This window comes from Xenorhabdus santafensis, assembly GCF_033949405.1.
GTDB classification, from domain to species: domain Bacteria; phylum Pseudomonadota; class Gammaproteobacteria; order Enterobacterales; family Enterobacteriaceae; genus Xenorhabdus; species Xenorhabdus santafensis.
Map to the genome: position 1 here is coordinate 15,813 of NZ_VCDN01000070.1, position 14,655 is coordinate 30,467.

14 protein-coding genes are annotated in these 14,655 nt (G+C 47.4%); all 14 read right to left on the minus strand.

Annotated features, from left to right (window positions below):
* Nucleotides 1-95: 95 nt before the first annotated feature.
* On the minus strand, nt 96-548 hold the full coding sequence (gene rplI, locus FE392_RS16070; RefSeq protein ID WP_319931222.1) for a 50S ribosomal protein L9: 453 nt from the start codon (nt 546-548) through the stop codon (nt 96-98).
* Nucleotides 549-586: 38 nt separating this feature from the next.
* The gene (gene rpsR, locus FE392_RS16075; protein ID WP_000135199.1) at nt 587-814 is read right to left on the minus strand and encodes a 30S ribosomal protein S18; all 228 of its coding nucleotides are present in this window, start codon (nt 812-814) and stop codon (nt 587-589) included.
* A gap of 4 nt (nt 815-818) precedes the next feature.
* Nucleotides 819-1,136: a primosomal replication protein N gene (gene priB, locus FE392_RS16080; RefSeq protein WP_319931223.1), complete on the minus strand. Its 318-nt coding sequence runs from the start codon at nt 1,134-1,136 to the stop codon at nt 819-821.
* A 5-nt stretch (nt 1,137-1,141) separates the two neighbouring features.
* Nucleotides 1,142-1,540: a 30S ribosomal protein S6 gene (gene rpsF, locus FE392_RS16085; protein ID WP_092508315.1), complete on the minus strand. Its 399-nt coding sequence runs from the start codon at nt 1,538-1,540 to the stop codon at nt 1,142-1,144.
* A gap of 304 nt (nt 1,541-1,844) precedes the next feature.
* Nucleotides 1,845-2,582 carry a 23S rRNA (guanosine(2251)-2'-O)-methyltransferase RlmB gene (gene rlmB / locus FE392_RS16090; protein WP_319931224.1) on the minus strand — a complete coding sequence of 246 codons (738 nt, stop codon included), beginning with the start codon at nt 2,580-2,582 and terminating at the stop codon, nt 1,845-1,847.
* A gap of 57 nt (nt 2,583-2,639) precedes the next feature.
* Entirely contained in the window at nt 2,640-5,132 is a 2,493-nt protein-coding gene (rnr, locus tag FE392_RS16095; RefSeq protein WP_319931225.1) for a ribonuclease R, read from the minus strand.
* 44 nt (nt 5,133-5,176) lie between these two features.
* Nucleotides 5,177-5,596 (minus strand): nitric oxide-sensing transcriptional repressor NsrR, encoded by a 420-nt coding sequence (nsrR, locus tag FE392_RS16100; protein ID WP_319931226.1) that lies wholly within the window; start codon nt 5,594-5,596, stop codon nt 5,177-5,179.
* 172 nt (nt 5,597-5,768) lie between these two features.
* Complete coding sequence (locus FE392_RS16105; protein ID WP_319931227.1) at nt 5,769-7,067, minus strand: adenylosuccinate synthase; 1,299 nt, start codon at nt 7,065-7,067, stop codon at nt 5,769-5,771.
* A 264-nt stretch (nt 7,068-7,331) separates the two neighbouring features.
* Nucleotides 7,332-8,333 carry a protease modulator HflC gene (gene hflC / locus FE392_RS16110; protein WP_319931228.1) on the minus strand — a complete coding sequence of 334 codons (1,002 nt, stop codon included), beginning with the start codon at nt 8,331-8,333 and terminating at the stop codon, nt 7,332-7,334.
* Between the two features lie 2 nt (nt 8,334-8,335).
* On the minus strand, nt 8,336-9,583 hold the full coding sequence (gene hflK, locus FE392_RS16115; RefSeq protein WP_319931229.1) for an FtsH protease activity modulator HflK: 1,248 nt from the start codon (nt 9,581-9,583) through the stop codon (nt 8,336-8,338).
* 333 nt (nt 9,584-9,916) lie between these two features.
* Complete coding sequence (gene hflX, locus FE392_RS16120; protein ID WP_319931230.1) at nt 9,917-11,197, minus strand: ribosome rescue GTPase HflX; 1,281 nt, start codon at nt 11,195-11,197, stop codon at nt 9,917-9,919.
* A gap of 97 nt (nt 11,198-11,294) precedes the next feature.
* Nucleotides 11,295-11,597 carry an RNA chaperone Hfq gene (gene hfq / locus FE392_RS16125; RefSeq protein ID WP_319931231.1) on the minus strand — a complete coding sequence of 101 codons (303 nt, stop codon included), beginning with the start codon at nt 11,595-11,597 and terminating at the stop codon, nt 11,295-11,297.
* 105 nt (nt 11,598-11,702) lie between these two features.
* Entirely contained in the window at nt 11,703-12,644 is a 942-nt protein-coding gene (miaA, locus tag FE392_RS16130) for a tRNA (adenosine(37)-N6)-dimethylallyltransferase MiaA (RefSeq protein ID WP_319931232.1), read from the minus strand.
* Nucleotides 12,637-14,592, minus strand: a complete 1,956-nt coding sequence (gene mutL / locus FE392_RS16135; RefSeq protein ID WP_319931233.1) for a DNA mismatch repair endonuclease MutL — start codon at nt 14,590-14,592, stop codon at nt 12,637-12,639. The genes miaA and mutL overlap by 8 nt, the downstream gene beginning before the upstream one ends.
* Nucleotides 14,593-14,655: the final 63 nt, after the last annotated feature.

Sequence of the window (14,655 nt, forward strand, 5' to 3'; positions counted from 1 at the left end):
GAAAGGTCTTAATCTGTTTTCATCTGGTGAAATAAATAAAAAACGCCGGCAATGCCAGCGTTTTTTTGTCACATGTTCGTAAACCTAATCAGGGATTAAGCTTCTGGAACGATGTTAACGTTCAATTTTGCGAATACATCGCTGTGTACTTGGAAGTCAACTTCGTGCTCACCAACAGTACGCAGAACGCCGTTAGGCAGGCGAACTTCGCTCTTAGATACTTCAACGCCAGCAGCAGTTACTGCATCAGCGATGTCACGAGTACCGATAGAACCGAACAGTTTGCCTTCGTCACCCGCTTTAGAAGCGATGGTAACAGAGCCCAAAGCACTGATTTGCGCTGCACGAGCTTCTGCTGCAGACAGAACGTCAGCCAGCTTAGCTTCCAGCTCAGCACGGCGAGCTTCGAAAAATTCGATGTTTTTCTTAGTCGCAGGAACAGCTTTGCCCTGTGGTACTAAGAAGTTACGGGCATAACCCGCTTTAACGTTAACTTGATCACCCAGGCTACCCAGGTTAGCTACTTTATCAAGCAGAATAATTTGCATTACCTTATCCTCTCAAAGTCGTTAATGGACTGAGCCTATTACTGATGACGATCAGTGTAAGGCAACAGAGACAGGTAGCGTGCACGCTTGATAGCACGAGCGAGCTGACGCTGGTATTTTGCACGGGTGCCAGTGATACGGCTTGGTACAATTTTACCGCTTTCGGTAATGTAGTTTTTCAGCGTAGCGATATCTTTATAATCGATTTCTTGTACGCCTTCCGCTGTGAAGCGGCAGAACTTGCGACGACGGAAATAACGTGCCATTTGGCTAGTCTCCAGAATCTATCAATTCAATCTGCTCGGCATGAAGAACCAGTTTGCTAAGACCATTGCGCCCATTGTGGGTGTTGATGAATCCTGAAACAGTGATTCGACTGCCGACCGTTATACTGTGAGTACGTTCCTGTAACAATTGTCCGCTGGCAATAACGGGTATTCTGCACCATGATTGCCTGCTGAATCCGGCTTCCTGTTGCTGTGAACGATGTTCGAGCACAAATTGGCAATGTGGAATACCGGAAGGACTAACTTTTCGTATCGGTGCCTTGCACACTGTGCCTGAAAGCACCAACCGATTAGTTGTCACAGCAATTACTCTTCAGAATCCCCAGCTTCATCTGCATCATCGATCAGGTCTTCTTCTGAAACCAGATCACGGCTGCGGCGTTCGTCTTTAGCCTTAACCATTGGTGATGCTTCAGTTACTGCGTGTTTAACGCGCATAACCATGCTGCGGATAACGGCGTCGTTGAAGCGGAAATTAGTTTCCAGCTCATCAATCGCTTCTTGTGGCGCTTCAACGTTCAGCAGAACGTAGTGAGCCTTGTGCAGTTTGTTGATTGGGTAAGCCAGTTGACGACGACCCCAGTCTTCCAGACGATGAATCTGACCTTGCGCGTTAGTGATAGTCGCACTGTAACGCTCGATCATGCCCGGAACCTGTTCGCTTTGGTCAGGGTGGACCATAAAAACGATTTCGTAATGACGCATTAGCATTGCTCCTTACGGATTATTCAGCCTCCTGTCAGGGTCAGCCGTGGCCCATGGAGGCAAGGAACGTGTTTAGTACGGCTGAAAAATTGACGCGTAACTATACCCACACAATGTAAAAAACTCAAGGTATGGGTACATAAAAAACGCGTTTATATTTTTTCAGGTCATCTTGCGATGGCGTTAGATAGCCTTGTGAGGATACCCCTTCGTCTTTCAAGCCACGCCCTTCTTGGCTTTGGCTGCGAAAATTCGCTTTCGACGAATTAATCCTTTCCTTAATCGCCCAGATGCAACTTGAAATTTATTGGGCGTTTCTCTGGCGCACGATTTCGAACAGGCAAACTCCTGTTGCCACCGATACGTTCAGGGAAGAAACTGACCCCGCCATTGGGATACTAATCAGTTCATCGCAATGCTCGCGCGTCAGGCGGCGCATGCCTTCACCTTCCGCTCCCATCACCAACGCCATCGGGCCGGTCAGCTTGCTTTCATAGAGTGCATGGGTTGCTTCACCCGCCGTTCCGACAATCCAGATATTGTGCTCCTGCAATAGACGCAGGGTACGGGCAAGGTTCGTCACACGAATAAGGGGCACGCTTTCTGCGGCACCACAAGCCACTTTTTTGGCTGTTGCATTCAGTTGTGCCGAGCGATCACGGGGAACGATAACCGCATCAACGCCCGCCGCATCCGCGGTACGCAGGCAAGCTCCCAAATTATGTGGATCGGTGACACCATCCAGCACCAACAAGAACGGGCGTTCCAGTTGGGACAACAAATCAGGCAAATCATTTTCCTGATACTGACGCCCCGGTTTGACCCGCGCAATAATGCCTTGGTGGACAGCACCTTCTGTCTGGCTGTCCAGCCATTGGCGATTAGCCAGTTGCACGGAAATGCCGACACTTTCCAACTCTTGCAGCAACGGGGTTAAACGACGATCTTCCCGCCCTTTCAATACATAAACTTCCATGAACCGCTGCGGATCACTTTCTAATAACGCTTTAACGGCATGGATTCCGTAGATAATTTCACTCATGACTGGCTGATACCTGATTCACTGATTAACTAGTTACTGCATGTTGACTGAATGCGGCTATTTTTCCGTGCTTTTTTTCGCACGTTTCGCTTTCAGTTTTGCTGTAATTTTTTTGGTTTTGTCTGACTGCTTTTTCTTTTTGCCTGGCTTATTGCCAGACTTAGTGTCACTAGAGCTTGGCGCTTCCGCTTTTTTCTTTTTGTTGCGAAAAGCGCTGTCTGGCTCAAAATTGGCGGATTTTTTATTATCACGGCCTTTTTTGCCATTTTTACGCTCGGGCTTGCCTTTTTTGGCCTTATCACGTGCAGTCTTGCCTTGATTGCGGGCCTTGCGTGTCGTTGAAAGCAGAGTGAAGTCAATATTGCGTTCATCCATATGAACGGCTTCCACGCGGATCTCAACCTCATCACCGAGGCGATAAGTTTGCCCGGACGATTCACCTATCAGACGCTGGCCGACATTATCGTATCTGTAATAATCATTATCCAGTGTTGATACATGAACCAAACCATCAATGAACAGATCATTCAAACGGACAAAGAAGCCGAAACCAGTCACACTGGTAATCAAGCCGGTGAAAACATTTCCCACCTGATCTTGCATGAAATCACATTTCAGCCAATCGGCCACATCCCGCGTTGCTTCATCGGCACGACGCTCAGTCATGGAGCAATGATCACCCAATTGCAGCATGTGCTCCATATCATTGTGCCATCCTCCCGTTGGTGTCCCGCGATGTTCAGCCACCCCCTTTTCTTGCGCTAATTTTTCGCTCTCCAGCGTTTCTTTGTGCAACAAGTACTTAATGGCCCGGTGCAACGCCAAATCAGGATAGCGACGGATCGGTGATGTAAAGTGAGAATAAGCGCGCAGAGCCAAGCCAAAATGCCCCCGATTTTCCGGTTCATAGATTGCTTGTTTCATCGAGCGCAGCAACATGGTTTGCAACAATTCATGATCCGGCCGTTCGGCAACGTTTTTCATCAATTGCGCATAATCTTTCGGCTCTGGATTCAGTCCACCCAATAAGTTCAAACCCAACTCATTAAAGACCGTACGCAGGTTCAGGATGCTCTCTTCTCTCGGACGGTCATGAATGCGGTACAATGCAGGTTCACGGTGTTTTTCAACAAAGCGGGCTGCCGCGATGTTCGCCAGAATCATGCATTCTTCGATAAGTTTATGCGCATCATTGCGCACAACTGGCTCAATGCGATCGATTCGGCGCTCTGCGTTAAAGATGAACTTGGCTTCTTCAGATTCAAATGAAATCGCACCACGCTCTTCACGCGCATGTTCCAATGCCTGATAAAGTTCATGCAGGTGCTCAATATGCTTCACCAATGGCTTATAGTGCTCACGCAGCTCCTGATCGCCCTGCAACATCTTCCAGACTTTCGTATACGTCAAACGGGCATGTGAATTCATCACTGCTTCGTAAAACTTATAGGAAGACAGTTTGCCCTGCGCTGAAACCGTCATTTCACACACCATACACAGGCGGTCAACTTCCGGGTTGAGAGAACACAGCCCGTTTGACAATACCTCCGGCAGCATAGGTACAACCTGAGATGGGAAATAAACCGAATTACCACGGCTGCGTGCTTCTGCATCCAACGCTGTTTGCGGGCGAACGTAGTAACTGACATCCGCAATCGCAACCCATAAACGCCAGCCGCCACCGCGCTTTCTTTCACAATAAACGGCGTCATCAAAGTCACGGGCATCTTCGCCGTCAATCGTAACCAAAGGCAGTTCACGCAAATCGACACGGCCTTGCTTGGCGGATTCAGGGACATTCTCATCCAGAGAGGCGACCTGCTGTTCCACCTTTGGTGGCCAGCTATGGGGAATTTCATGGGTACGCAGGGCGATTTCAACCGCCATATTCGTTCCCATTGTTTCACCCAAAACTTCCACTATTTTACCAATGGCTTTTGTGCGGCGAGTTGGGCGGCTTGTCAGCTCAACCACAACAACATTCCCCATTCTCGCCCCACAAATTTCTTCTTTGGGGATCAAGATATCAAAGCTCAGTCGGCTATCATCGGGCACAACAAACCCCATGCCGGCATCCATAAAGTAACGGCCGACTATTTGGCTGTTTTTTGGTTCCAGTACCCGCACGACGCGCACTTCAATGCGGCCTTTTCTGTCCGGACGCAAAGGCTGCGCCAAAATGACATCACCATGGATAGCCATTTTCATTTGTTCAGCAGACAGATAAAAATCGTCTTTATGGCCTTCCACACGCAGGAAGCCAAAGCCATCACGGTGACCAATCACCGTCCCTTTCAGCAAATCCAGTCTTTCTGGCAATGCATAACATTGACGGCGGGTAAAAACCAATTGCCCGTCACGTTCCATTGCCCGCAAACGGCGGCGCAATGCTTCCTGTGCCTCTGCACTGTTTAACTCAAGTTCTTGTGCTAATTCCTGACGGTTTACCGGAGTGGTGTGTTTAGAAATGATATCCAAGATGTATTCACGGCTTGGGATTGGAGATTCGTATTTTTCAGCCTCTCGTTCCTGAAAAGGATCTTTTGACATCGTCATTCCTCTGTTGTCATCAGCAAGCTGTTTATCCCCTTACTTCATTTAGCCAGAAGCAATTGATAAAGGGGACGATTATCTTTGACCATATCGGCCAAAGTATGTTTATCCAACTCTTCCAAAAAATTCTCTACCGCTTGATTCAAAACTGATTTTAAGCGACACGCAGGAGTGATTTGGCAGGCACTACAGTTAACCAGTGACAGCGGTTCTAATGAACGAACCACATCACCAATTCTGATCTCATCGGCAGGTTTCCCCAGACTAATGCCACCATTTTTTCCCCTGACAGCATTCACCAAGCCCAAGTGACTAAGTTGATTGATGATCTTTACCATGTGGTTACGTGAGACGCCGTAAATCTCTGTGACTTCAGTAATGCTCGTCATTTGGCCATCCGGCAATGACGCCATGTAAATCAGGGCACGTAATCCATAATCGGTAAAACTGGTTAACTGCACACTCACCTCTGGGAGACTGAATAGAATGGAAATTATTTGGAGTCTATATATTGGTTTTCGTTAGTTGTTTATCATTATGTGGCTATTTTAAAAATTAAGCAAAACGAGTGACCTAAAAACAAAAACCGGGCATTAAGCCCGGTTATGCGTACTAAAAAGACTAAGCTGTCAATTAAGCATCAAATGGATCACGCAGAATCATAGTTTCTGCACGATCTGGGCCTGTAGAAATAATATCAACAGGAACACCAGTCAGCTCTTCTACACGTTTGATGTAGTTTAATGCTGCTTGTGGCAATTGGCTGTGTTCTTTCACGCCAAAAGTGCTTTCATCCCAACCTGGCAGGGTTTCATAAACAGCTTCCAAACCTTCCCAGTTTTCTGCTGCCAATGGAGTGGTATCAATGACAGTGCCATCTGCCTGACGGTAGCCAACACAGATTTTCACTTCTTTCAGACCATCCAGCACGTCCAGTTTGGTCATGCAGAAGCCAGACAGGGAGTTAATTTGGATCGCGCGACGGATAGCAACGATATCCAACCAGCCTGTACGACGGCTACGGCCTGTTGTCGCACCAAATTCCTGACCTTTCTTACGCAGGTATTCACCTGTTTCATCAAACAGTTCAGTTGGGAACGGGCCTGCTCCAACACGGGTAGAGTATGCTTTCACGATCCCCAGTACGTAATCAACGTAACGTGGCCCCAGTCCGGAACCTGTTGCAACGCCACCAGCAGTGGTGTTGGAAGAAGTCACGTAAGGATAGGTGCCGTGGTCGATATCCAACAATGTGCCCTGAGCACCTTCAAACATGACCAGTTCACCTTTCTGGGTTGCTTTGTACAGCAGGTCAGAAACGTCAACTACCATGCCAGTCAGAATATCGGCAACAGCCAGAATATCATCCAAGGTTTTTTGGTAATCTACTGCTGGTTCTTTGTAGTAGTTAACCAATTGGAAGTTATGGTATTCGATGATTTCTTTCAGCTTGGCTGCGAAAGTTTCTTTATCGAACAAATCACCAACACGAAGGCCGCGACGTGCAACTTTGTCTTCGTATGCAGGGCCGATACCACGACCGGTTGTACCAATTGCTTTAGCTCCGCGCGCTTTTTCGCGGGCATTGTCCAGTGCAACATGGTAAGGCAGGATCAACGGACAGGCTTCAGAAATCAGCAAGCGTTCACGTACAGGAACCCCACGTGATTCAAGCTCTTTCATCTCTTTCATCAAAGCATCTGGTGCTAAAACGACCCCATTTGCGATAATGCTAATGACATTTTCACGTAAGATCCCAGATGGGATTAAGTGGAGAACGGTTTTTTCACCGTTGATGACTAGTGTATGGCCCGCGTTGTGGCCCCCCTGATAACGAACTACATATTTAGCTCGTTCAGTCAGCAAGTCGACGATTTTACCCTTGCCCTCGTCACCCCATTGGGTGCCCAATACGACAACGTTCTTACCCATTTCAAAAGTTCACTCGGTTGCTTAAAAATGGATTCTACCATCTCATTTAGCACCTTTCAGTATTTTTTGTTACTTCTGTTATTTCGTTTTGTCATATAAATGGGTGGCGAAGTAAACATTAGTAATGATAAACGAGCACAAAAAAGCCACTGCAAATTTTTTACAGTGGCTTTGCATAAGGCCGGATTCACCAGCCTCATTTTGTCAACCAAGTGATTTTTAAGGCAGTTTAACTGCCAGTATCACTGGGTTATCTTAGCTAGATTAGTCATTTGCCTGACGACGTTGCTTGGATGGCGCTTTCATATAACGGAAGAAATCGCTATCCGGGCTGAGCACCATGACGTTGCCGTCATTCTGGAAACTCTTCTCATAAGCACGCAAACTACGGATAAATGCATAGAATTCAGGATCTTTGCTGAATGCATCTGCGAACAGTTTAGTCGCTTCCGCATCACCTTCACCACGCAGAACCAATGCCTCGCTGTTTGCCTTGGCTTTGATTTCAGTTGCCGTCTTATCAGCAACAGCACGGATCTTCTCAGCTTCTTCCAGACCTTGAGAACGATGTCGACGTGCTACAGAGTCACGCTCTGCACGCATACGCTGGTAAATTGCATCTGACACTTCATCCGGCAAGTTAATTTGCTTGATACGAACGTCCACAACTTCAATCCCCAGGGCCGCCATACTATTCGGGTTCAGGATGACTTGCTTGCCTTTCGTTTCTTTCTCTATACGGGCTGCTGCTGAAGCGATATCGCTATCTGCACTTGAATCATCATCATTGGTTCCCTCGTTCAGTGCATTACGCACATCGGTCGTCAAACGACCACGGGAATCAGTCACGATGCCACGTACATCCAAACGACCTATCTCAGAACGCAAACGGTCACTGAATTTACGTTTCAATAGCAGCTCAGCCTGAGAAATTTCCCCATTACCTGTCGCCAGATAATAGCTGCTGAAATCTTTAATGCGCCATTTCAGATAAGAATCAACAATCAGGTCTTTATTTTCACTTGTCAAGAAACGGTCGGCCTTGATATCCATAGTCTGGATACGCGCATCGAGCGTTTTAACAGTTTCAATAAATGGAATTTTGAAATGCGGACCAGGCTGATAAACCACAGGTTTATTTTCAGAGTCACGCTCTACTTTACCAAAACGCAGCACGATGCCACGCTGACCTTCATATACGATAAATACCGACGAATACAACACAACCAATACGGCGACAATAGCAAAGACGAACGACTTACGCATGATTATGGTCTCCCTAGTCTTTGCGTATCATTACGCAGGTTGCTTGAATTTCCATAGTCTGAATTACCATAACTCGATTTGCCATCGTAACTTGAATGCCTTTGTGTCGAAGTTGCAGGCGATGTCATGCCCTGTTCTGGCGCTACATTGGTGCCTGAGTTAGATTTTGGTGCCTCAGATTGATTACGCAGAACCTGGTCTAATGGCAATACCAGCATGTTATTGGTTTTTTCATTAGCAATAACTTTACGGGTATGGTCCAGAACACGTTCCATTGTTTCAATGTAAAGACGCTCACGGGTAATTTCTGGTGCTGCTTTATATTCAGGCAGTATTTTAGCAAAACTTGCCACTTCACCCTGAGCGTTCAAGACGACACTGACCTTATAGGCTTTGGCGTCTTCAATGATGCGTTGAGCGTCACCATTGGCGATCGGCAGAACAGAGTTTTTATAAGCATCTGCTTGACGGATGGTTTTTTGCTCTTCTTCGCGAGCTGCGATAACATCATCGAATGCGGCTTTCACCTCTTCTGGTGGGCGCGCAGCCTGGAAGTTAACGTCTAACAGCGTGATCCCCATATGGTATGGACGAATAGTTTCTTCCAGTACTTTCTGAGTATCGTTACGTACAATAGTACGATCTGCCGTCAGAATTTTTTCCATTGAATACTTGCCAACGACCCCACGCACCGCACTGTCTGTTGCTTGACGCAGACTGTTGTCAGGATTAGTGACATTGAAAAGATAGGCAGCAGGGTCTGTCACACGGTACTGAACGTTCATTTCAGCACGTACAACGTTTTCATCCGACGTCAGCATGACGCCGTTCGTCGCCAGTTCGCGAACAGATTCGACGTTAACCGCACGTACCCGGTCGATAAACGTCATTTTCCAGTTCAAGCCAGGCTGAACAACATGGCTGAATTTACCTAACCGGGTAACCACACCACGTTCTGTTTCTTTAATCGTATAGAAACCACTTACAACCCAGACAACAACTGCAGCAGCAACGGCGATACCAACGAGACGTCCGCCAAATTTAGAGTTCTGCCCAGAACCATTTCCACCTTTGTTTCCACCAAGACCACTGAGCTTCTCACTCAGTTTACGGAATAGATCGTCGAGATCAGTCGCCCCACGGTTTCGACCACCTTTATTGTTGTTGCCGCCGGAGTTGCCGCCATTATTATTGCTGCTTCCCCACGGGTCGCGGTCCTGTCCGTTATTACCGGGCTGATTCCACGCCATGTTTTAGCTCCACTTTTTAGTTTTTCACTGGTTTTTCAGAGGTGACTGCTCTCCACCCAGATGGGTGAGGCTTCCCACTTCCCAGGCCGTTGACTGTCCTTGATAGGTCTGACAGCGGCCTCCATGGGCAGAAACGACAAACTTCATCGTTTTTGTAAGCAACCAATATTATCAGGTGATACTTTTGACCGTGCTAATCAATCACTGCAATTCTGACACAGTTATTTCGCCACGGTCATCTCATCACCACCATTTCATCACCGCTATTCCATAACTATAAGTACCGAAATGGCGGGTAAAATAATACCTTGTTTGTTGCCCTGCGCCAATCAATCAGACAACATAGTCAGGTAAATTGGGTTCTTGTTTGCATAAACGGCACCAATCTACCATAGGCATTCTGACTTCCAGACCAACCTGTCCATCTTCTTCCATCCACTCACGCTCAATGGCCTGAAGCTGGTAAAAACGGCTGCGCAACCGCCCTGCTTCTGGTGGAAGATGTAATTCGTAGTGCGCAATTTCACCTGAAAGACGCTCGGTCAATGCCTGGAACAGTAATGGAATGCCTTCACCGGTCTGGGCTGACAACCATATTCTGACAGGGCGATTTTCTTCATCGCGGTCAATGCGTGGAACAAAATCTTCCAGCATATCGATTTTATTCATCACCAGCAGAGTTGGAATCTCATGAGATTCAATCTCTTCCAGCACACTGTTCACGGCGATAATGTTTTCATCCAGACGATTATCCGCAGCATCAACAACATGCAGCAATAACCGGGCCTGTCGGGTTTCCTGCAAAGTCGCCTTAAACGCTGCCACCAAATCATGGGGTAAATGACGAATAAAACCTACGGTGTCCGCCAGAACAACGGCTCCCACATCATTGACATCGATTCGACGCAACGTTGGGTCAAGAGTGGCAAAAAGCTGGTCGGCCGCATAAACTTCAGCAGCAGTTATTCTGTTGAATAAACTTGATTTTCCGGCATTGGTATAACCCACCAGAGAGACTGTAGGTATGTCTGCTTTATTACGCGCCTGACGCCCTTGCTCCCGTTGTTTTTCAACCTTACTCAAACGCCCCAAAATCTGTTTGATTTTGTCACGTAGCATACGGCGGTCACTTTCCAACTGGGTTTCGCCAGGCCCGCGCAGGCCGATCCCCCCTTTCTGACGCTCAAGGTGGGTCCAACCCCGAACCAGACGGGTAGACAGGTGACGCAATTGCGCCAGTTCGACTTGCAATTTACCTTCGTGCGTTCTTGCTCGCTGAGCAAAAATATCCAGAATCACACCCGTGCGATCAACAACACGGCATTGACACAATCGTTCAAGATTGCGTTCTTGCGCAGGACTGAGGCCGTGGTTGAACAGCACCACATCTGCGCCGCTGTTTTTTACAGCTTCCGCAATTTCCTCTGCCTTGCCCTCTCCGACAAAATATTTCGGATGAGGCGCCTTCCGGCTTCCCGTTACAATCTGCACAGGAGAAACACCTGCGGAAGTCACCAATGATTCGAATTCATTGAGATTTTCCGTATCTTTTTCCTGTGAGAAGAAAACATGCACCAGAACGGCTAATTCTCCGCCTTCATAACGATCAAACAACGGTGCAACCCCTCAGGCTGAGTAAAAAATCCATAGGAAAAACATAGGTAAAGTCTCCCTACCTATGTTTTTATTTACGTCAGGTACGGCAACTGATTTACTCAGTACCATCGCTTTCCTGTTGCACTGCTGGGTTACTACCAGCATGATAATTTCCAACGCCAGTAGTCGCACCTTGGTTGCTACCATGATGTGATACAGGACGGGAAGGAACAACAGTAGAGATGGCATGTTTATAAACCATCTGGCTGACCGTGTTTTTCAGTAAAATGACAAATTGGTCAAAAGATTCAATCTGACCCTGTAATTTGATGCCGTTAACCAGATAAATAGAAACCGGGACCCTTTCACGCCGTAAAGCATTCAGGAATGGATCTTGCAAAGATTGCCCCTTAGCCATTCTATATTTTCCTTATTTGTTGTTTTAACTAAGAACCTATTGGTTCGAAAAAGTAACTACTCAAAAATGACACTTTGTACTGATAATTGTACACAATCAATGAATTTATGTACTAATAACCTGTATTACTTTATTTAACGCTTGTTTAGGTTGATCACTATTCAACCACGTCACACTGTCCCAGCTCCTGAGCCACGTGATCTGGCGTTTCGCCAGTTGGCGGGTCGCACAGATACCACGATAAACCATCTCATCATGAGAAATCTCGCCTGCGAGGTAAGACCACATCTGACGATAACCGACACAACGAATGGAGGGTAAATCTGTATGCAAATCACTACGAGCATAAAGCGCTTTCACTTCATCTTCAAACCCTGATTTGATCATTTGTTCAAAACGGGCGGCGATGCGCTGATGCAAAATTTCTCGGCTTTCAGGTGCAATCGCAAATTGATGAACTTGATAAGGCAATATTTCTCCAGACGTTTCAGTCAATTCTGTTAGAGTTTTACCCGAAATCCGAAAAACTTCCAGTGCGCGAGTAATACGTTGTGGATCATTCGGATGAATCCTTGTTCCGGCAACCGGATCAATTTCCTGTAATTGCCGATGCAATGCATCCCATCCCAGCTCTTCCGCCTGCTGTTCTATTTGCATCCTGATTTCAGAATTTGCCGAAGGTAAGGGAGATAATCCTTCTAACAATGCTTTGAAATATAGCATGGTTCCACCAACCAGGAGTGGAATTCTCCCTGCCGCCGTAATATCTGCCATTTCTTTCAGGGCATCACGGCGAAAATCGGCGGCGGAGTAAACTTCAGCAGGATCGAGAATATCAATTAGGCGATGGGGAGCCTGTAATTGCTCCTCTGCTGAAGGTTTTGCGGTTCCAACATCCATGCCACGGTAAACCAGCGCAGAATCAACGCTGATAAGCTCAACTGGAAGTTGCTGACGCAAGGCTATTGAAAGTGCCGTTTTTCCTGAAGCCGTTGGCCCCATAATAAAAATAGCTTTCGGCAGATGCTGAGTTTTTACATCACTCATGATTAAGAAGTGCCACCACTGCTTGTAAGTCAATTAATTGTAATAATCCTTCTGGTGGCGATGCCACCAATTGGGGACAAAGACGCTCGACATCAGCCAAAAGCTGGACAGCTTGTGCGACGTTCCACGTTTCATGCTCGCTACCTATATGGCGGGAAAGCCAAATTGTAATCTGTTCAGCAGAAACCGCTGACTTTTCCCCAAGATAACCCAACAGTTCCGGCAGAAGTTTCGGCAGGTTCTGTTGGCGCAGAGGCAACGATACCGCATGAATGGTTACTTTTCCATGAGCGACTGTGGATTCAATACCAAAAGTCTTCAGTAGCTCACTATTCTGCTTTAAGGCGCCCATTTCTGCCTGATTAAGAGCAAGTTTCAACGGGATCAGCAATGGCTGGGGTTTAAGCCCCTGTTCTCCCGGCGTTAACTGTGCCCGCTTCAACCAGCGTTCTGCCACGGGCAAAGAGAGCAAGCCAACTCCCGATGGAGATTCAAGCAAAGCATATGTATCAGCATAAATACTCAAAACCTTGCCGAAACTGTGATTATTCCCCAATTTAGAGTTATGGCTAAGATTAGGGCTATAACTAAGCTTCTGGCTATTGCCAAGGCCAGAACGGCTGCTTTCGCTGCCTGTCGCTGTTTGCCTTTCGGGAAATAAAGGACGCTTTTCCTGTGGCGGTGCAACCTGTATTAATTTCTGGTACAACTCGCCTTGTTTTTTCTGGTAGCTTTCACCGTGATGAGGTTGCGACGCCCCACGATCGGAATATTGGCGTTTATCTCGCTCCTGCTCCTTGTGGCGGCCATCCTCATCATGATGACGGGAAGAAGTAACCTCTGCTTCTGTATTCTTCCTTAGAAAATGGTTTTCTCCCGCAGAAGGGCGATTCTCCGGCACCCAGCTTTCTGTCGGTTCCTGAAGCCCCAACCCCAGTTCAGTACCCGCACCACGCTGCTTCAATACAGCAGCCACACCTTGGTAAATAAAATCATGCACCAAGCGAGCTTGGTGAAAACGCACCTCATGTTTCGCAGGATGCACATTGACATCCACTTGATGCGGATCTATTTCGAGATACAAAACATACGCAGGCTGCTGCTCGCCGTGGATCAAGTCTTGATAGGCTTGGCGAATAGCATGATTAATTAGCCGATCACGCATCATGCGCCCGTTCACGTAGCAATATTGAATCTCTCCCGCGACCTTGGCACTGCTGGGATCAGCAACCCAGCCCTTAATCGACAGGGAATCATGCTGCCATGACAAAGCAAGGGATTGCTGCACAAAGCCGGTTCCGCAAATTGCCGCCAAACGCCGCTCATGTTGCGATTCTTCTTTGGCAGGGCGGTACTGGCGCACCAACTTTCCGTTGTGACTCAGATTGATTGCCACATCCAGCCGTGCCAGCGCAATCCGGCGTACAACCTCATCGATGTGACCAAACTCAGTCTTCTCCGTTCTCAGAAATTTGCGGCGAGCTGGGGTGTTATAAAACAGATCCAGCACTTCAACCGTTGTTCCCACAGGGTGGGCAGCGGGTTTAACCGTCACCGCCATATCGCGGCCTTCTGCATAGGATTGCCACGCTTCGGCCTGGCTTTCCGGGCGAGAGGTCAATGTCAGCCGTGAAACAGAACTGATACTCGCCAGCGCTTCGCCACGAAACCCCATGCTGACAATCGCTTCCAAGTCATCCAAAGAGGCAATTTTGCTGGTGGCATGGCGGGCAAGCGCCAAAGTAAGATCTTGCTTGCCGATCCCGCACCCATTATCACGGATCCGGATAAGCTTTGCGCCGCCTCGCTCAATATCAATATCAATGCGGGTGGCACCAGCATCAAGGCTATTCTCCACCAGCTCTTTTACTACAGATGCAGGGCGTTCAACGACTTCGCCGGCAGCAATCTGGTTTGCCAATTGTGGAGGGAGTATCTTGATAGCCATATTCGACCTTATTAACTATTTCAGTAAGTTATTATTTTTAAATTTATGCTATTTACAAACCTG